Annotated in this window: 15 protein-coding genes and 1 pseudogene; 11 read left to right on the top strand and 5 right to left on the bottom strand. The window is 71.0% G+C overall.

The window, feature by feature from the left end; all coding sequences use genetic code 11:
- Positions 1-5: 5 nt before the first annotated feature.
- From D0D28_RS16425 to D0D28_RS16400, 6 genes are all read left to right on the top strand, one after another.
- Complete coding sequence (locus D0D28_RS16425; protein ID WP_116111163.1) at positions 6-1,088, top strand: DUF917 domain-containing protein; 1,083 nt, start codon at positions 6-8, stop codon at positions 1,086-1,088.
- Positions 1,085-2,455, top strand: coding sequence for a hydantoinase/oxoprolinase N-terminal domain-containing protein (locus tag D0D28_RS16420; protein ID WP_116111162.1), 1,371 nt, complete (start codon positions 1,085-1,087; stop codon positions 2,453-2,455). The genes D0D28_RS16425 and D0D28_RS16420 overlap by 4 nt, the downstream gene beginning before the upstream one ends.
- Entirely contained in the window at positions 2,452-4,104 is a 1,653-nt protein-coding gene (locus D0D28_RS16415; RefSeq protein ID WP_240323232.1) for a helix-turn-helix domain-containing protein, read from the top strand. The genes D0D28_RS16420 and D0D28_RS16415 overlap by 4 nt, the downstream gene beginning before the upstream one ends.
- A 32-nt stretch (positions 4,105-4,136) precedes the next feature.
- Positions 4,137-5,156, top strand: coding sequence for a glucose-6-phosphate dehydrogenase (coenzyme-F420) (fgd, locus tag D0D28_RS16410; RefSeq protein WP_116111161.1), 1,020 nt, complete (start codon positions 4,137-4,139; stop codon positions 5,154-5,156).
- Between the two features lie 135 nt (positions 5,157-5,291).
- Entirely contained in the window at positions 5,292-6,866 is a 1,575-nt protein-coding gene (locus D0D28_RS16405) for a helix-turn-helix domain-containing protein (RefSeq protein WP_116111160.1), read from the top strand.
- Between the two features lie 24 nt (positions 6,867-6,890).
- Positions 6,891-7,199, top strand: a complete 309-nt coding sequence (locus D0D28_RS16400) for a TetR/AcrR family transcriptional regulator (RefSeq protein WP_240323231.1) — start codon at positions 6,891-6,893, stop codon at positions 7,197-7,199.
- 64 nt (positions 7,200-7,263) lie between these two features.
- Here D0D28_RS16400 and D0D28_RS35705 read toward each other — a convergent pair whose 3' ends face one another.
- From D0D28_RS35705 to D0D28_RS35700, 4 genes are all read right to left on the bottom strand, one after another.
- Positions 7,264-7,428 (bottom strand): hypothetical protein, encoded by a 165-nt coding sequence (locus D0D28_RS35705; protein WP_162831092.1) that lies wholly within the window; start codon positions 7,426-7,428, stop codon positions 7,264-7,266.
- Between the two features lie 282 nt (positions 7,429-7,710).
- Complete coding sequence (locus tag D0D28_RS16395; RefSeq protein WP_116111159.1) at positions 7,711-10,089, bottom strand: xanthine dehydrogenase family protein molybdopterin-binding subunit; 2,379 nt, start codon at positions 10,087-10,089, stop codon at positions 7,711-7,713.
- Positions 10,086-10,613, bottom strand: coding sequence for a (2Fe-2S)-binding protein (locus tag D0D28_RS16390; RefSeq protein WP_240323230.1), 528 nt, complete (start codon positions 10,611-10,613; stop codon positions 10,086-10,088). Before D0D28_RS16390 ends, D0D28_RS16395 begins: the two co-directional genes overlap by 4 nt.
- Positions 10,610-11,434: an FAD binding domain-containing protein gene (locus D0D28_RS35700; RefSeq protein WP_275895908.1), complete on the bottom strand. Its 825-nt coding sequence runs from the start codon at positions 11,432-11,434 to the stop codon at positions 10,610-10,612. The genes D0D28_RS16390 and D0D28_RS35700 overlap by 4 nt, the downstream gene beginning before the upstream one ends.
- 43 nt (positions 11,435-11,477) lie before the next feature.
- On the opposite strand from D0D28_RS35700, the gene D0D28_RS16375 reads away from it, so the two are divergent.
- The 5 genes and pseudogenes from D0D28_RS16375 to D0D28_RS36800 all read left to right on the top strand — a co-directional run.
- Positions 11,478-13,031 carry a flavin monoamine oxidase family protein gene (locus D0D28_RS16375; protein WP_116111157.1) on the top strand — a complete coding sequence of 518 codons (1,554 nt, stop codon included), beginning with the start codon at positions 11,478-11,480 and terminating at the stop codon, positions 13,029-13,031.
- Positions 13,032-13,083: 52 nt separating this feature from the next.
- Complete coding sequence (locus tag D0D28_RS16370) at positions 13,084-13,701, top strand: TetR family transcriptional regulator (protein ID WP_162831090.1); 618 nt, start codon at positions 13,084-13,086, stop codon at positions 13,699-13,701.
- A gap of 49 nt (positions 13,702-13,750) precedes the next feature.
- Complete coding sequence (locus tag D0D28_RS16365; RefSeq protein WP_116111155.1) at positions 13,751-15,085, top strand: flavin monoamine oxidase family protein; 1,335 nt, start codon at positions 13,751-13,753, stop codon at positions 15,083-15,085.
- A gap of 11 nt (positions 15,086-15,096) precedes the next feature.
- A complete protein-coding gene (locus D0D28_RS16360) occupies positions 15,097-16,521 on the top strand; it encodes an APC family permease (RefSeq protein WP_116111154.1) in 1,425 nt (474 codons plus the stop codon).
- A gap of 189 nt (positions 16,522-16,710) precedes the next feature.
- Positions 16,711-16,827 (top strand): annotated as a pseudogene (locus D0D28_RS36800) (alcohol dehydrogenase catalytic domain-containing protein); the annotation flags it as partial.
- A gap of 733 nt (positions 16,828-17,560) precedes the next feature.
- Here the strand turns inward: D0D28_RS36800 and D0D28_RS16345 are convergent.
- Entirely contained in the window at positions 17,561-18,397 is an 837-nt protein-coding gene (locus D0D28_RS16345; protein ID WP_116111153.1) for a site-specific integrase, read from the bottom strand.
- Positions 18,398-18,562: the final 165 nt, after the last annotated feature.

Raw genomic sequence — 18,562 nt, 5'->3', positions numbered from 1 at the left:
CACCGATGGATCACGTCGCCGAAGCCGCGGTCGACGACATCGTGCGCGGGGCGGTGCACTTCGGCAGCGGTGGTGGCGGCGACCCGTACCTGGGGCAGCAGCTGCTGGCCGCCGCCGTCCGCAGGCACGGGCCGATCCCGCTGGTCAGGCCGGGGATGCTCGATCCGGACGCGCTCGTGCTGCCGGTCGTGTCCGCCGGCACGCCCTACGCCCTCGCCGAGAAGGCGCACAGCACTCTCGAGGCGGAGACGCTGCGCGCGGCGGTGGAAGCGCGGGCCGCGCGGGCGTGCGCGGCGGTGCTGCCGATCCAGCTCGGCGCGATCAACCTGGCCGTGGCGCTGGCCGTCGCCGCCGAGCTCGGCCTGCCGTGCCTGGACAGCGACCTGATGCGGCGCACGCTGCCGTCGATCGACATGACGCTGCTGGGCCTGCACGGGCATCCCGCCGCGCCGATCACCGTGGTCGGCGGCGCCGGGGTCGTGGCGGAGTTCAGCCAGGGCGACCCCACCGTGCTCGGCAGGCTCGTCCGTGCGGTCATGCCCAGCCTCGGCCTCGTCGCGCTCGTCAGCGCGTACCGGGTGAACGCGGGCGACTGCGCCCGCCTCGGGGTCGACGGTTCGGTGACCGAGTGCGCCCGGATCGGCGCGGCGATGCGCGCGGTGTCCCCGGCCGTGGCCGGCGGGTACGAGCCCTACCTGCGCGCGTGCGGCGGCCGGCTGCTGTGCACGGGAACGGTCGCCGAACTCGTGCAGCATTCCACCGACGGCTGGCCGCGCGGCGTCGTGTCCCTGCAGACCGCGGACGGTTTCGTGCGGATCGACTTCCAGAACGAGAACCTGATCGTGAGCGGGGAGGGCATCGTGCTGGCGACCGTGCCGGATCTGATCAGCGTGGCCGACGCGGGCACCGGCGCGCTGATGCAGACCGTCGACCTCGCGCTCGGACAGGTCGTGCACGTGATCACCGGGCCCGCGGACCACCGGTGGCACACGCCCGGCGGGCACGCGATGGTGGGACCGCGCGCCTTCGGCTACGCCGTGGATCCCGTCCGGTTCGACGGCGCCCGTCCTGTCGCGGCCGTGCGATGACGGCGCCGCCCAGCGCGAGCCGGCTGCGGGTGGGGGTGGACGCGGTCCGGGCGCGCGCGGTCGCCCTCGACCGGCAGGGCCGGATCGTCGCGACCCACCGGGGGAGACCACGACGGGACCCGGCCGCGCGATTGCTGGGCGCGGTGGTCGCCGGCGGGAAAGACCCGGCGGCGATCGACCGGGTCGTGGTGATCCTGCCGGACCTGACGCCGGCGGAGGTCGCCGGTGGGGTGCGGGTGGGGGTGGTGCGCATCGGTGCTCCCGCGGCGACCGCGCTGCCCCCGCTGGCCGGATGGCCCGCCCCGCAGCGGCGGGCGTTCGCCGGGCCGGTGACGATGGTGCGCGGCGGGCACGAGTACGACGGCCGGATCTCGGCGCCGCTGGATCTTCTCGCGGTGGCCGGGTTCGCGCGCCGGTGTGCCGGCGACGTCGGCGCGGTCGCGGTCGCGGGAATCCACGCGCTGGAGAATCCCGAGCACGAGCAGCGTGCCGCGGACGTGATCGCCGATGAGCTCGGGGCGGACGTGCCGGTGCTGCGCGGTGCCGAGACCGAGGCGCTCGGGTTGCTGGAGCGGGAACACACCGCGGTGCTGGACGCGGCGTTCGCCGGTGTCGCCCGTGCTCGTCTCGACGAGCTGGGGGCGGCGGTCCGGGTGCACTGCCCGGACGCGGAGCTTCACGTCCTGCGTGGCGACGGCACGGTGCTGCCCGCGCTCGACGCGCCACGCCATGCCACGGCCTGGATCGGGGCCGGGCACGGGGGTCTGATCCACGGTGCGGCGCGGCTCGCGGGGGTCCGCTCGGCCGCAGTCGTGGAGGTCACCGCCGACCGTGCGGTCGTCGGCACCACGCACGCGGGGCTGTTGCCCGATTCGGGGCTGCCGCGGCACATCGCGGGTATCCGGACGGGCCTGCGGACGCCACGACTGACGATGGTGTCCCGTCGCGCGGAAGAGTTCACCGCCCGGCTGCTCGCGGCGCTCGCCCGCGCACGGTACGGGGTGGACGGGATGCCGGTCGTGATCGTCGGCGACCGGGCGGACGACCTGCCGGATCCGCCGGGCCTCCCGGTGCTCCGGCCACCGGACGGCGATCTGGCGGCGGCGGTCGGTGCGGCGACGGCCGAGGCGATGGGCTCGGTCGACCGGATCTTCTGGCAGGGCGCGGGTGGGCGGCAGGACTCGGTGGACCGGGCCCGGCGGCTCGCCTCGGACGCCGCGGTGCGGGCCGGCGCCGATCCGCGCACGCTGCGGGAGAGCCCGGTGCAGGAGGCGCTGATGACCTATGTTCCGGTGCCCGCCGCGCGGCTGCGGGTCACCGCCGTGGGGCCGCTGCTGGAGCCGGCCGAAGCGACGGTGGCGCCGTGACGGGCTCCCCGGCGGTCACCCTGGGCCAGCTGCTGGACCTGGACCTGCTCAACCACCACGAGGTGCTCGGCGGTGCGGCGGGCCTCGGGCGGCCCGTCCGGATGGTCGTGGCCGGTTCGGCTGTGCACGAGGTGTCCGAGCTCGCGCCGGGCAGTGTCGTGGTGTTCGGCCGTGAGCAGCTCGCCCTCGACGATCTGGCGGTCGATCTCGCGATCCGGCTGGCCGGCAGCGCGGGCCTGTCCGGGATCATCGCGGCACGCACGTCACGGCAGGTTCCCTTCGCCACCCGGCGGCTGGCGGACCGGCTGGCGTTGCCGCTCGTCGGTGTCGAGGACATCGCCCCCGCCGGGGTCGTCGCCGCGTTCGACCCCTACGTCCGTGCGCCCGAGATGGCGGGACTGCGGGTGCTCGGTGACGCGGCCCGTCACTTCCAGCGCCCACCGGCCAACGCGAACGCGCTCACCTCCTTGCTGGCGGCGACGCTCGGCGAGCCGGTCGCCCTGGTCGACGCCGAAGCGCGGTTCGTGGCGGGAGACCCCGCGGTGCACGCGCTGCTCGGCACCCGCGCGACCGCGCAGGAGCTCGGGGATCCGCATCCGGTCGCGGTGACGTTCGAGACCGACGGCGACGGCCTGCTGGCGCAGCCGGTGCAGGTCGACCCGGCCGGGCCGGCGGCGTACTGGATCGTGGTCCGCCGGCCGCGCTTCGCGACCGGGGTACTGCTCGAACCGGTCCGGCGCGCGGTCGCGATCGTCGCGCTGTCCTTCGCGGTGCACGTGGCGAGCGAGGCCGTCCGGGCCGAACGCGAACACCGCCGGCGATCGTTGCTGCTGAACGAAATCCTCGAGCAACCCGACGATCCGGGACGTCGCACGGTCGAGCGGGCCACGGCGCTGGGCTGGCGGCTGGCCGGCTGGCACACCGCGGTGCACGTGCAGGTCTCGGACGCGCCCCCGGCCTTGCGGGCGTCCGCGCTGGGCGCCGAACTGGAGGAACAGCTGGCCGAGCACGGTGTGCCCGCGGCTGTCGTGGAACGGGCCGAGGGCTGGGTGTTCTGGTCGACCACTGAGGCGGAGGCCACCGAGGCGGACCCCGGACCGTTGACCGAGCGGCTCACCAGGACACTCGCCGCGCTCGAGGCGGAGCATCCCGGGCTGCGCCTGTGCGCGGGCATGGGCGCACCGCACGCGGGCACGGCGGGGATCGGCCGGTCCGTCGACCAGGCGCGCCAGGCGACCCTGCTCGCCCGCACCACCCACCGCCCGGCGGCCGTCGAGCACTTCGACGCCGTCAGCACGCGCAGGCTGCTGGCGGGCTGGTACGGCTCGGCTCCGCTGCGCGGTGCCGCGGCCGACCTGCTGGCGCCGCTGGCGGAGGCCGACCCGTCGGGCGAGCTGGTCCGCACGCTGCGCTGCTACCTCGACTGCCAGTCCTCGGCGAAGGCGGCCGGCGTGCTCCTCGGCGTGCACCGCAACACCGTCATGCAGCGCATGGAACGGGTCACCGAGTTGCTGCAGGCCGACCTCGGCGATCCCGACGACCGGCTGGCAGTGCACCTGGCGGCGCGCGCGGTGGACGTCGAGTGGGACGACCCGCCCGACGGGCCGCACAAGGGCGACGGGTCCGGGTTCGGCCACGGAGCACGATGACCTGGCCGCTGCGGAGCTGTTGACTGCCGGACATGAACTTCGAACACGCCGGCATCACCGTCGGCTACAAGGCGTCGGCGGAACAGTTCGGACCACGCGAACTCGTCGAGCTGGCCGTGCTGGCCGAACAGCAGGAGTTCGACTCGGTGCTCGTCAGCGACCACTACCAGCCATGGCGGCACCGCGACGGGCACGCGCCGTTCTCGATGGCCTGGCTCGCCGCGGTGGGCGAGCGGACCGGACGGGTCCGGCTGGGCACCAGCGTGCTGACCGCGACCTTCCGTTACCACCCGGCCGTGGTGGCCCAGGCGTTCGCCACCCTCGGCGCGCTCTACCCGGGGCGGGTCGTTCTCGGTCTCGGCACCGGTGAGGCGCTCAACGAGGTCTCGGTGGCCCGGCTCGACTGGCCCGAGTTCCGGGAACGCTTCGCCCGCCTGCGCGAGGCGATCGACCTGATCCGTCGCTTGTGGACGGAGGAGCGGGTCACCTTCGACGGCCGGTACTACCGCACCGAGAACGCGACGGTCTACGACCGGCCACCGCAGCCGGTCCCGATCCACGTGGCGGCGGGCGGGCCGGTGGTCGCCAAGTACGTCGGCCGGGCGGCGGACGGATTCATCTGCACCAGCGGCAAGGGGATGGACCTCTACACGGAGAAGTTGCAGCCCGCTGTCGACGCCGGTGCCGCGCAGGCCGGCCGGGACCCCGCGGACGTGGTGCGGTCCATCGAGATCAAGGTGTCCTACGACACCGACGAGAAAGCCGCGATCGAGAACACCCGGTTCTGGGCGCCGCTGTCGCTGACCGCCGAGCAGAAGCACGGCATCTCCGATCCGGTCGACATGGAACGGGTCGCCGACGCACTGCCGATGACGCAGGTGGCCTCCCGCTGGATCGTCTCGGCCGATCCGGACGAGGTCGTGGACCGAATACGCCCGTACGTGGCGGCGGGTTTCACGGATCTGGTGCTGCACGCGCCCGGCCACGACCAGGCCCGGTTCCTCGAACTGGCCAGGAAGGATCTCCTGCCACGGCTTCGCACCTTGGCCTGACACGTCTGGAGAACCGTGGTCGTGGCTCAGCGCACTGTTGAACGGCTTTCACCGGGCTGTGTGCCCACTGACGGCGGGCCGATCGCTGCCTAACCTTGCTCCCACGCGGTGTGACGTGGCGGAAGGAGTGGTCCGATGACGGTCGTCGACAACCGGCCAGGCGAATCGACAGGGGTCCTTCCACTGCCGGCGGTCCGGCTGCCGCGACTCGTCGGAGCCCGGCGTGGCTGGTTCACGGTGCTGGCCCCGGCGACGGGGATCGACAAGCCGTTGTCCGGCGCGACGATCTGGGACCCGGCGCGGCCACCGGGCCGGCATCAGCTGGTGCTGGTGCCCGCGCCGCGCCCGGCCGCCGCCGAGCTCACCGAGGCGCTGGAGACGGCCGCTCGCGCGGATGCCGCCGCGCTCGTGGTGCGCGAGGGCTGCCTGCCGCGGGACTTCGACGTCACGGCGGTCGCGGCGCGGGCCGGGGTGCCGGTGCTCGCGGTGGGGGAGCAGGTCGGCTGGGAGGAGATCGGCACGCTGGTGCGGGCGCTGGTGTCCGGCGCCCGATTCGGTGCGCGAAGCGGCGCCCCCACCGCGAGCGGGCTCTACGAGCTCGCCGAAAGCGCGGCACTCGCGTTGGACGGCGCGGTCGTGCTCACCGACGCGGGTCTGCGGGTGCTCGCCTTCGCCTGCCCCGGGACGGTCGACGACCTCACCACCAAGACGATCCTCGCCCGGCGGGTCCCCGTTGCCCTGCGCGACCAGTTCGCGCCGATGCGGACCGCCGCCTGGATCGACGTGCCGGGCGCGGGTCCGCGGCTCGTCGCGCCGATCCCGGTCGGGCACGTGGTGGGCGGATATGCGGTGCTGGCGCCCGGCGCCGACACCCCCGATTCCGCGCCGCGGGTGCTCGGTGACGTCGCGGCGGCGGCCGCCGCGTGGTTCATCGACGAACCGGCCGGACGCGACGACGAAGACGCGGTGCGGGCGGAGCTGCTGCGCAGGCTGCTGACCGGGACCGGATCGTTGGAGGCACTGGCGGACCGGCTCGACCGGCCGGGCACACGGCGATGGTGCCTGATGAGCCTCGGGGCGCACGCGAAGACGGGCGGAGTGACCCCGGACGTCGAACGGGTGCTGGGCCGCTGCGCGCGGATGCTGAATCCGGACGCGTCCACGGCGGTACTGGGCGCGGTGGCCTACGTGCTGTTCCCCGCCGCGCCCGGCCCGGCCGCGTTCGCCGAGCGCCTGCGGCAACGCGCAGCCAGGGCTGCCGGCGGCCCCCTGGTCGCCTGCCTCAGCCGGCCGCTCGAGACGAGCCAGGACGTCCGTGCCGAATGCGGACTGCTGCGGCGAGCGGTGGACGTGCTGGCCGCGCGAGCGGAGCCGGTGACCGGCGACCTGGCCGACCTGCGCCCGCACGTCCTGATCGCCGAGGTGGCCGGCCTGGCCACCGACCATCCGCAGCTGTTGCACGGCGCGCTCGACGTGCTGCGCCACGACGACTCGCCGCGCGGCGCCGAGTACCTGGACACCCTGCTGAGCTGGTTCGACGCCGGCTGCGACGCCACCCGCGCCGCCGCGGCCCTGCGGGTGCACCGGAACACCTTCCGCTACCGGCTCCAGCGGATCGAAAAGCTCTGCGCCATCGACCTCGACGACGCGGTCCAGCGGTTCACGCTTGAGTTGCAGGTCCGCCTCCTGGTCCTGCGCGGAGGCTGGTGAGAGCGGGCCCGTTATCTTGGGGCGGTGGGGAAGGACACCGGCGAACCGGGCACCGGCTCGGTCGAGCACCTGCGGGCGGACAGCAGGACGTCGCGGCCAGGAGGCCGGACGGCGCGCGTGGGCCAGGCCGTGCTGGATGCGACGATCGCCGAGCTGAGCGAGGTCGGGTACGCGGCGCTGCGGATCGAGTCGGTGGCCGAGCGGGCCGGGGTGAACAAGACGACGATCTACCGGCGGTGGGGTGACAAGGCGGGTTTGGTGGCCACGGCGTTCATCGACCGGCGTGACGAGTTCGCCCCGCCGCCGGCCGCTGGATACCGGGAACCTGCGTGAGGACCTGCCGACTCACCTTGGCGACATCCGCGACGCGTTCCGCACCCCGTGGCGCCCGGCACCGTCAGAAGCCGGCGCCGCACCCGCGCCCCTCAGTCTCCAAGCCACCGCTGCCGGTGAAGGAGTCCGTCTGGGAGATGATCTCGGTCTTCGCGATCACGGGCATGCCGACGTAGTCGGTCTCGATGTGCAGCGGGGCGTACATGTAGGCGCGGTAGTCCTCGAGCACGTAGGTGGCGCCGTAGTCGAACTCCGCGCCGAGGTCGGGAAGGACAACGCGCTACCAGGTGTCGGGGCGAGGGAGGTGGCCGTGCCGGGTGGCGACGCTGGTCGTAGACGGCGGTGGGTTTGCCGAGCTGGCTGAGGTGACCGCGGGCCAGGGCGGATCTCGTGCTCGATTCGGCCGGTGCCAAGGCTTTCGACTAATCCCTTGCCGCGCTCGTCCCGCTGCGCAGCGCCTCCGACGCGATCAACGCCCTGCGCGACCGCAGCCTCGTCGGCAAAACCGTCGTCACCCTCGGCTGACGCCGGTGCGCAGCCCGTCGAGCACCCGCTCGGGCAGCACGGGGATCGAGGTGATGGGGGCGGCGCCCTCGGGCAGGGCGTCCTGGATCGCGTTGACGATCGCCGAGGGTGCCGCGATCACACCGCTCTCGCCGACGCCCTTGGCGCCGTTGAGGGTGAACGGCGTCGGGTGCTCGGTGTGGAACAGATCGATCTCCGGCACGTCGGTGGCCAGCGGCAGCAGGTAGTCGGCGAACGACCTGGCGAACGGGCGCCCGTGCTCGTCGTAGGGAAGCACCTCGGACAGGGCCATCCCGATGCCCTGCACCGCACCACCGATCACCTGGTGCTCGACGATCGCGGGGTTGAGCTGGGTGCCGCAGTCGTGCCCGAAGATCAGCCGGCGCACCGCGACCTTCCCGGTCTCGGGATCGAGCTCCACGAGCGCGGCCACCGCGCCGTAGGAGAAGGCCATCCCCGGCGGGTCGTACCCGGCTTCCGCGATCAGCCCGGGCTCCATGCCCTCGGGCAGGTTGCCGCCCTGATAGGCGGCCTTGGCCACGCCCGCGATCGGCAACGGGTCCATCCCGCTGCCGGCGACGACGAACCCGCCCGCCGTCAGCTCGACATCGTCGGCCGAGGCTTCCAGCAGGTGCGCGGCGATCGCCCGCATCTTGTCGCGGACCTTGCCCGCGGCCATCAGCACCGAGGAGCCGCCGACACCCGCGGCACGGCTCGCGCCACTGGCGTACCCGGTGAAGTGGCTGGAATCGGTGTCGCCGAACGCGACGGTGACCGCGTCGAGCGGCACCCCGAACGCGTCCGCGGCGACCTGGGCGTAGGCGGTTTCGACGCCCTGGCCCATCGGGGTCTGGCTGCTGACCACGCGGACCGTGCCGTCGGGCTCGATCCGCACCGTCGCGGTGTCCCAGCCACCGGTCGAGACACCGATCAGCGGCAGGATTCCGGAGGGGCCGAAGTTGGTGTTCTCGTTGTACACGGCCAGTCCCAGGCCCAGGACGCGGCCCTCGGCGCGGCCGGCGTCCCGCTCGGCCAGCGCGGCCCGGTAGGCGGGACGTTCGAGCAGAAGCTCGAGCAGCTCGGCGTAGTCGCCGCTGTCGAGCATGCTGCCCGTGGCCGTGGCGAACGGCATTTTCGCCGCCGGGACCAGATTGCGTCGGCGGATCTCGGCCGGGTCGAGCCCGAGCCGCCGCGCGGCGATGTCGAGCGTGCGCTCCAGCGGGAAATTGGCCTCGGGCTGACCGAAACCGCGGAAGGCACCCAGCGGTGTCTTGTCGGTCACCACCGCGGTGGCGACGATGTCGACGGCGGGCACCGCGTACGGCCCGGGAAGCAGGGCACCGGTGGCCCATCCGGTCCCGGCGCCACAGGCCGACGGCGCGCTGCCCAGGTCGATGGAGTACCGGGCGCGCAGCCCGACGATGCGCCCGTCGGTATCGAAGCCGACCGCCAAGTCCATTTCCTGCGCGCGCGAGGGGGTGTCCGCGACGAAGCTCTCGTCGCGCTGTTCGATCCAGCGAACCGGGCGGCGCAGCAGCATCGCGAAGTACGGCACGAGGGCCTCCTCCGGGTAGAAGACTCCCTTCATGCCGAACGCGCCGCCCACATGCGGGGCGATGACGCGGATGCGGTGCTCGGCGACCCCGAGCATCCGGGCGACCTCCTCGCGGATGATGTGCGGGGCCTGGGTGGAGGTGTACAACGTCAGCGCCGGTCCGGGCGCGTAGTCACAGACCACCGCGCGGGCTTCCATCGACGCCGCCGTGATGCGCGAGGAGGTCCACGTCTCGCGCACGGTCAGATGTGCCTCCGCCAGCGCCTGCGCCGGGTCCGGGGGTGTGGGCAGGCCGGGGATCGCGACCGGCCAGCTCGCGACGACCTGGACGTTGTCTCCCCAGTCGGCGTGGAGCAGCGGTGCGCCCTCCGCCAGGGACTCCGCCGGGGTGTTCACCGGCGGCAGCGGTTCGTACTCCACCCGGATCAGGTCGAGGGCGTCCTCGGCCACGTACTGGTCGCACGCGACGACGGCCACCAGTGGCTCGCCGACATGCCGCACCTCGCCGTGTGCCAGTGGACGCCCGGAACCGACCTTCTGGCCGGGCAGGTCCCACAGGTAGCCGTGGGGGCCGATGCGGTCGAACAGCTCGGCACCGGTCGCGACGGCGTGGACGCCGTCGAGCGCGGCGGCCGCGGAGGTGTCGATGTCGAGGATCTTGGCGCGGGCGTGCGGACTGCGCAGCAACACCATCGTCGCCTCGCGCGGGAGGTGGATGTCGCCGGTGTAGCGGCCGGCGCCGCGCACGAACCGCTCGCCGTTGCGGTTGGGGACACGGCTGCCGGTGACGCGCTGGTCGGTGGCGTTCATGCGGACTCTCCCCGTGCCTGGGCGGCGAGCGCCGCTTCGAGGGCGTTGACGATGCCGACATACCCGGTGCAGCGGCACAGGTTGGCCGACAGGCGGGCGCGCAGATCCTCGCGGGTGAACACCGCGCCGGCGGCGGCCTCGGCGAGGATTTCGGTGCCGAGAACGATCATGCCGGGCGTGCAGTATCCACATTGGAAGCCGAAGTGCTCGATGAAGGCCTGCTGGAGCACCGAAAGCGCGCCGCGCTCGGCGATGCCCTCGACCGTCGTGACCTCGGCCCCGTCGGCCTGCACGGCCAGTGTGAGGCACGACCGGGCGGACAGCCCGTCGACCAGCACCGTGCACGCTCCACACGGGCCCTGGTGACAGCTGGTGTGGGTGCCGGTGAGTTGCGCCTTCTCGCGCAGGAAGTCGGCGAGGTGGGTGCGTGGCTCGACGGCGCCGGTCACCTCCTCGCCGTTGACGCGCACCGTGATCGCGCGCCGCGTCCGGCGTCCGGGCATCGGCCGTGCCGTCGTGGTCATGAATCCTCCCGAGGTGCGGTGGTCAGGACGCGGCGCAGCGCGGCCGCGGTGGCGGAAGCGGCGAGGTGCCTGCGGTGGTCGATGGACACGTAGGGGTCGGGGCCGATCGGCACGACGAGTTCGCGCACGGCGGCGCCGACGGCGTCGGGGGAGCGATCCGCGAGCAGCTCGTCGTCGACGAGGAACGGGCGCGTGCCGACACCGCCCAGGGACAGCACGAGCCGCCCGGCGCGGAATCCGGCGACCGCGGTGGTCTTGCCGTGCCGGCGGAAGTCGCGCTGCTCGAACGCCCACCGGGAATCCTCGGGCAGCGGCACCTCGATGGCGGTGATCAGCTCGTCGGGGGCTAGCGCGGTGCTGAACGGGCCCGTCCACAGCCCCGTCGCGGCGAGGACACGCTCACCCCGCACGGAGGTCACGCGGACGCGGCCGTCGAGCGCCAGCACCGCCGTGGGCAACTCGCCCTGGGGATCGCCGAACGCGAGACTTCCGCCGACGGTGCCGCGGTTGCGCGTGGGGATGTGCCCGACGCGGGCGAGCGCTTCGCGCAGCACGGCCGGTGTCGCCGAGTGGTGCTCCAGCGCCCGCTGGGTGACACCCGCGCCGATCACGAGGGTGCCGCGCTCGACGGTCACCTCGCGCAGCTGCGCGACTCGGCGTAGGTCGACCAGCACGGCGGGCCTGCGAGTTCGGCTGTTGAGCTGGGCGAGCAAGCTCTGCCCACCGGCGAGCACGGCGGCCTCGCCGCCAAGTCGGTGCAGGACTTCGCAGACCTCGGACACCGTCTCAGGATCGGAGTAATCGAAGGGGGCTGGCCGCATCGTGTCTCCTCCCGCCAGTTCCAGATCTCGCGACGCTAACAGGATGACGGTGGCCGGAACTTCGGCGCGGCGGACGAACCCGGCGGACGCGATCTGTGCACGGTGCCCGACCCGCCGGTTCCTGTTGACACGGACGAGGACCGGACGCATTCTGGTCAAGCGACCAAGTCGGCTGATCATCAGCCTTTCTCATCGCACCTCGCCTGACAATCCTTTTCAGCAACAAGCCGAAATCTGCCGGCCGCAGGAAAAAGGAGAAGTAATGTCGCAACGTTACGACGTCATCGTCATCGGCGCGGGTTTCGCCGGCGCCGCCGCGGCACGGGAGTGCGCGACACGAGGCTTCCGCACGCTGGTGCTCGAAGGCCGTGACCGGATCGGGGGCAGGACCTGGACCTCCCGGTTCTCCAACGGTCAGCCGATCGACATCGGCGGTACGTACGTGCACTGGCGCCAGCCCCACATCTGGGCCGAGCTGACCCGATACGGCCTGACCGGCGACCTCATCGCCGCGTCCGAGACCCCGGAAAAGGTACTGGCGCCGTCCGGGGACGGGCTGAAATGGGTGGACGCGGCCACCCACCGCAAGCGCGAGGCCGAGCTCATGAACCGGATCTTCGCCGATGCGCGTGACTACTTCCCGTTCCTCCCGGATCCGCTGGCGGCACGGGAGAAGGTGGAGAAACTGGACCAGCTGACCATTCGCGACTGGCTCGACCAATTCCAGTTGTCGCCGGAGGACGACGCGCTGGCGACCGGTTTGCTGACCTACGAGGCGCTCCGGCCCGCGGACGAGGCCGGGATCCTCACCTGGGTCTGGTGGTGGGCCCAGTCCGGCGGCGATTACGACTCGGCGTACGAGATGCTGCTCGGATACCGGCTGCGGAACGGGATCGGCAGCCTGCAAGAACGGATGCTCGCCGACGGCGGCTCCGAGGTCCGGCTCGGGCAGACCGTCACCCGGGTCGTCTCTGGCGATGCCGGTGTCGAGGTGTCGACGACCGACGGGCACACCTACCAGGGTGCCGCGGTGGTCGTCGCGACGCCGACGGGTTCCTGGCTGGACATCGACTTCTCGCCCGCGATCGCGCCGGAGCGGTTCGAGGCGGTGCGCGAAGGGATTCAGGGCCCGCGCGCGGCCAAAGTGCTGGCCCGGATCAAGGGTGAGCCGCACAGCATCGAGGTGGCCAGCGGCGACGCGTACCGCATCAACACGATGTGGACGGAGCGGCGTGACGCACCCGACGAGCAGACGGTCGTGGCCGTCGCGGGCAGGCTCATGAAGGATCCGAACGACAAGGCCGAGATCGCGGACGGCATCAGGGAACTCCTTCCGCACGTCGAGGTTCTCGAAGTGGCGGCTGGCGTCTACGACGCGGGCGATCCGCACTCGCGAGGCGCGTGGATGTACCTGCGCCCCGGCGTGATGACCCGCTTCGAACCGTCGCGGAAGTTCATCGAACTGGAAGGCCGCATCGCGTTCGCCACGGCCGACATCGCGACCGTGCTGGTCGGTTACATCGACGGTGCGATCGAGACCGGACTCAAGGCAGCGCGCAACATCCGGCGGTTCATTCCAGGAGCTGACGGAAGCTAAGCCCGTGCTACCGTCTGGGTCGGCCGACCAAGTCAGCGGGCAGGGGGAGCGCATGGTCCGGATGGCGGCGGATGACCGTCGACAGCGGTTCATCGAGGCTGCCGTCCAGGTCATCGGCGAGCATGGCGTCGGTGGCGCCACCACGCGGCGCATCGCGGCCGCCGCGAACGCCCCGCTGGCGAGCATCCACTACTGCTTCGCCACGAAACAGGACCTTCTCGTGGCCGTTTTCCAGCATGTCGACGCCTTGATCCTGGACGCGGTGCAGTCGACGGGCCGGCATGCGGGGATGGGTAAGGCGGCCGCGGCGTTCCTCGTCACCGCATGCGAGTGGTACACGGCCAATCCCTCCTACGCGCGCGCCCAGCTGGACCTGTACCAATGGATGCTGCACCAGGGCGGCAAGTGGTCGAAAATCGCCAGGACCGCCTACCGGTCCGGGGAGCGGAAGTCTGCCGGCATACTCCGTTCCTGCATGCTGCCCGGCGAGGACGACGACCTCGTCGAGCCACTGGTCCGCCTCGTCTTCGCCATCGTCGACGGGCTTGTCCTCGCCTGGTTCGCCGACCATGACCGCAAGCGTATGCGGGCCTCGATGGACCTGGCCGTGAAGTCCATCGAACTCATGGCTGACCGACCCGGCGCCAAGACCGCGCACCGGGCCCGCTAGACCGGATCTTTTCCTTCCCACCAACCGCGTGACTCACAAAGGAGTGATCATGCCAAAAAACTATGATGTCATTGTGGTCGGCGCTGGTTTTGCCGGCGCCACGGCGGCTCGCGAGTGCGCCGTCCGAGGATTGCGCACACTGGTACTCGAAGGCCGGGACCACGTAGGCGGACGAACGTGGACATCGCAGATGTCCGACGGTCAGCTCGTCGACATCGGCGGCACGTACGTGCATTGGCGTCAGCCCCACGTGTGGGCGGAAATCACGCGCTACGGTCTGGCCGACGATCTCGTTCCGGGCGCTGTGGCGCCCGACCAGTGTTTCGCTCCGTCCTCCTCGGGCATGGCCTGGGTCGACGCCGCGGAATACGACAAGCGTGAATCGGCGCTGCTGGACAAGCTCTTCCAAGAGTCCCGGCGTTATTTCCCGCAGCCGTTCCAGCCCCTGCTACGACGAGCGGACGTCGAAAAGTTGGACCGGACCACGGTTCGCGAGTGGATGGACAGGTTCGACCTGTCGGAGGAGGACGACGCGCTCGTCACCCAGGCGCTGACCTACGAGACCATGCGCTCGGCGGAGGAAAGCAGCATCCTGACCTGGATGCGATGGTGGTCGGTGTCCGGCGGGGACGCCGATTCGGTGTACGAAGCCATCCTGGGCTTCAAGCTCGCGCGGGGGACGGCGAGTCTCCTCAACGCAATGCTGGCCGACGGTGGCGCCGAGGTCCGCCTCGGCGAAGCAGTGACCACAGTGGAGTCGACCGGCCAGGGCGTGCGGGTGTCGACCGCGGGGGGCCGGACGTATTCGTCCGCTGCCGTCGTGATCGCGACGCCGACCGGGGTGTGGCCCCACATCGATTTCTCCCCGGCCCTGTCCCCGGAACGGATCCAGGCGGCGCGGGAGGGCATGCAAGGAGCCACCGGGGCCGCGAAGATTCTCATTCGCATCAAGGGGGAGCCGCGGAACATCAACGTCCTGAACAGGCCAGGACGTCCCCTCGACGCGGTCTGGACCGATTCGCGCCAGTCGGCCGACGAGCAGACCGTCGTGGCGATCGCCACGGGTGGCATGACGGACCCGGGCGATCCCGCCGAGGTCGCGGCGGCGTTGCGGGAGCTGCTGCCGCACGTGGAGGTCGTCGACGTCGTCCCTGGCGTGTACGGGATGGACGACGAGTTTTCCCGGGGCGCGTGGATGTACTACGGCTTGGGACAGCTGAGCGGCTACGAACCACACACGAGGTTCATGGAGCTGGAGGGCCGCATCGCGTTCGCCACCGCGGACATCGCGACCGGCTGGGTCGGCTACATCGACGGCGCCATCGAAACCGGCCTCCGCGCGGCACGCGCTGTGCGGCAGGTCGTGTTGTCAGACCGCCGATAGGGAGGCCCACCATGCCTGACCCAGAAGTGCGGAACCAACGCGAAGCAGTGGATTCCGGCGGGGTGGTGCACCTGGAAGCGGGTCACCTCAGCCGCACCCAGATCGTTCTGTTCGCGATCGCGGCCGGTTCTCCCGCGGTCGGGATTTCCCTCGTTCCCATGTTGATGTTCTCCTACAGCGGGATGCAGAGCTGGCCCTCACAGCTTCTCGGGATGGCCGCGACAGTGTGCATCGGACTGACGGTCAGCTTTTTCGCGCGGCGGTACGTGGCGACGGGTTCGATCTACTCGTACATGGGCAACGCGTTCCAGGGTCGCTGGGCCCGCATCGTCGTCGCCGCGGCGCTGCTGTTGGGGTTCGTGCTGCAGGTCGCGATCATCGTCGGCGTCGTCGGGGTGTTCCTCGGCAGCTTTCTCACCGAGATCGGAGTGGACGCCGCGACCGGCGCCGCCTTCCAGGCGGTCATCTACCTCGTCGCCCTGGGCGCGGCGGCACTCATCGCCATCCGCGGCCTGGACGCGTCGGTGCGCACCGTGGTCATCGCGGCGGCCGTGTCACTTCCGCTGCCACTGCTCATCACCGTGCTCAGTGGTGCCCACACCGGTCTCGAGCTGCCGCACCAGTTTGATCTGGACGAACTTTCGGTCAACGGGACGTTCCAGGGCTTCGCTGCCGGCGTGACGTTTCTCGTGGGGTTCGAGAGCCTCGCGGCGCTGGCTGCCGAGACCCGGGATCCGAAGCGGAACGTTCCCCTCGCCGTCATGTCGTTGCCGGTCGTGCTCGGGATCGCGTACCTGCTCGCCACGATCGTGCAGATTCCCGGGCTCGCCGCCGCGTCGGCGCAGATCGAAGCCGGGCTCTCACCGCCCGCCGCGCTCGCTCTGCACGCCGGGCTGCCTCCCGCGGTCGGAACCGCCGCGGACCTCCTCCTGGCCGTGTCGATGTTCGCCGGCCTGGTCGGGTTCGTGAACTTCGGCTCCCGTTTCGTCGCCACCCTGGCCGCCGACAAGCTGCTGCCATCCCGGCTGGCGGTCGTCCACCGCCGCTACCGCAGCCCGGCTCTCGCGATGATCGTCCTGACCGCGGTCGGGTTCGTGGTGGTGGAGTCGGCGGTAGTGGTGGCCGGCGATGTCACCAGCGGCTACACGGCGCTCGCCACCGCACTGGTCTACTCGTGGCTTCCCGCCTACCTCCTCCTCTCGATCGGCGCGATCGTCCGGACGCTGCGGGACAGGCGTGTGCAGTGGCGCGTCATCGTGGCCGCGGCCCTCGCCGCACTGGTCATCGTGTGGCTCTACATCAACGATGTCCTCAACCCGCCACCCGGGCCGTCAGCAGTCATGCGCTGGGTGACGTACGGCACGATGGCCGGGCTTCTGGTGATCTTCGGGCTCGTCGAGTACAGGCGGCGCCGGGCGGCGCACCGGACAGCCTGACGGGTTCGGCGGCCGGACGAGAGCCCGGCCGCCTCCGAGACGGTCACGACAGGAGGAAGCGGGACGGGTGCTCGGGAACCGGGAACTGCTCGGGCTCGGGCCACGCGCGCTGCGGGAGGTGCGTGGCGCCCGGATCGGCATGGTGTTCCAGGAGCCCTCAGCCGCGCTCAACCCGACCACGCCGTTACCGGGGACATTCCGGTCGGCATCTACCCCTGCGCCGGCGGCCACGAGGGCGCCGGCGTGATCACCGCGGTCGGCCCGGACACTCCCGCCTTCGAGGTCGGGGATCACGTCGTCTTCTGATTCCTGCCTGCCTGCGGCCGGTGCGAGTTCTGCGCCAGCGGCCTGTCCAATCTCTGCGACCTCGGTGCCTCGCTGCGCACCGGCGCCCGAGCCGACGACCCGGCCAGGTTCCGGATGCACCTCGACGGCGACCCGGTCGGCCAACAGTGCGGCATCTCCACCTTCAGCGAGTACACCACCGCCTCGATCGCCTCGGTCGTGAAGATCGACAAGGACGTCCGGGGGCATCAGTCATGCCCGGCCTGGCGACCATGGCCCTTGGACAAGAGCCGCGAAGAAGGTAACGGGGGAGCGGCGTGGGGAGCAAACGGGGAGCAGACGGAGGCTTTGAATGGTGCTGAACTGCGCCCGACGGCTCCGAACGGACCCGCGCTAACCTGCGGAAGGCATGTTTTCCCAGGTCGGCGCGGTATCGCGTACATAGTTCACACCGAAGAGGTCAACGCCAGGCTGCGTTCGCAGGTAGCGCGGACTGACCGAACACCCAGCCGACTGGTGGAGCAAGGAGCGAAAGTGGAGCCGCCGATGTTCGTGTTGTTCGCTGAGCTGCCCCGAATGTGCCGCAACTGCCCCAGCTTGTGCAGGGGATTCTCCGTTTTCGCAGGTAAGCGCGTTGCCTCCACTACTCTGGGGGTCAAGGGGTCGCAGGTTCAAATCCTGTCAGCCCGACGGCCAGAGAAGACCCCTGACCTGCTTTAAAAGCCAGGTCAGGGGTCCTTTTCGTTCAGCGATCTCAGCGCGCCGAGTGACTAAGTGGGTGACTAAGGCTGAAGATCTGGTCCATCGCGGTGGCGGCTTCGACCATCACCGGCCGGATCTGGTGGCGGTAGACCTGCTCGGTGACAGCGGTGCCACTATGGCCGCACAGGCGCGAAATGTCTTCCAGAGGCACCTTGGCGTCGGACAGCAGCGAGACGAAGCTGTGCCGCATCTCGCGAGGTGTCCACTCCTCCGCGATGAGCCCGGCGGCCGCGACGACCTTCCGGAACTGGCGTCGGACGTTGTGCGCATCCAGCTCCGTACCGACCTGCGAGGCGAACACCAGCCCGTGTTCCTGCCACCTCTGCCCGCTCGCCACCTTCACGGCTCGTTGCCGCATTCGATGCAGTCGGAGCGCAATCACACAACGCTTCGGCATCGCGAGGGTGCGCCTCGACTTCCGCGTTTTCGTATCGCCGCCAGCCCGGACAGACCGCCAGACACTGATGGAAGGCAGCACCGGGGGATCGGCGGTGACGTCACCAGCCAGGTCTACGTGATCCCAAGTCAGCGCGCGCAGCTCCTCCGTTCGGGCACCGATCAACAAGGACAACACGATGTACGCGTGCAGCGGTGAGTTTTCCGAGGCAGCCAAGACGGCTTCCGCCTGTTCGAGCGTGAGGGACTTTGATGGCCTTCCATCCTGTCCAGTAGGAATTTCGCAGAGCGCGACGACATTACGCTTCACCTTGTCCCGTGCCTGTGCGTGCTTGACAGCTCGACTAAGAATCGAGTGCAGCAGCCGTAGTGTGCGCGTGCTGACAGAACAGGCTAGTTCGGCCAACCATTTGTCGACATCTTCTGCGGTCAATTCGCGGAGCTTGCGTTTGCCTAAGGGCTGTCTCGTAGCTGGTGTTGTGGTTGGTGGGGCTAGTGGTTGGGTCAGGCTGTGAGGATGATGTTGTGGAGGTTCGCGATTCCGGAGACGGTGTCGGCGAGCGTGCTTGCGGCGCGGCGGTAGTCTCGCAGGATTTTG

Origin of the sequence: Amycolatopsis ruanii (assembly GCF_003385175.1) — a bacterium.
In the GTDB taxonomy this organism is placed as follows: domain Bacteria; phylum Actinomycetota; class Actinomycetes; order Mycobacteriales; family Pseudonocardiaceae; genus Amycolatopsis_E; species Amycolatopsis_E thermalba.
This window is presented reverse-complemented; position numbering and strand designations above follow the sequence as displayed.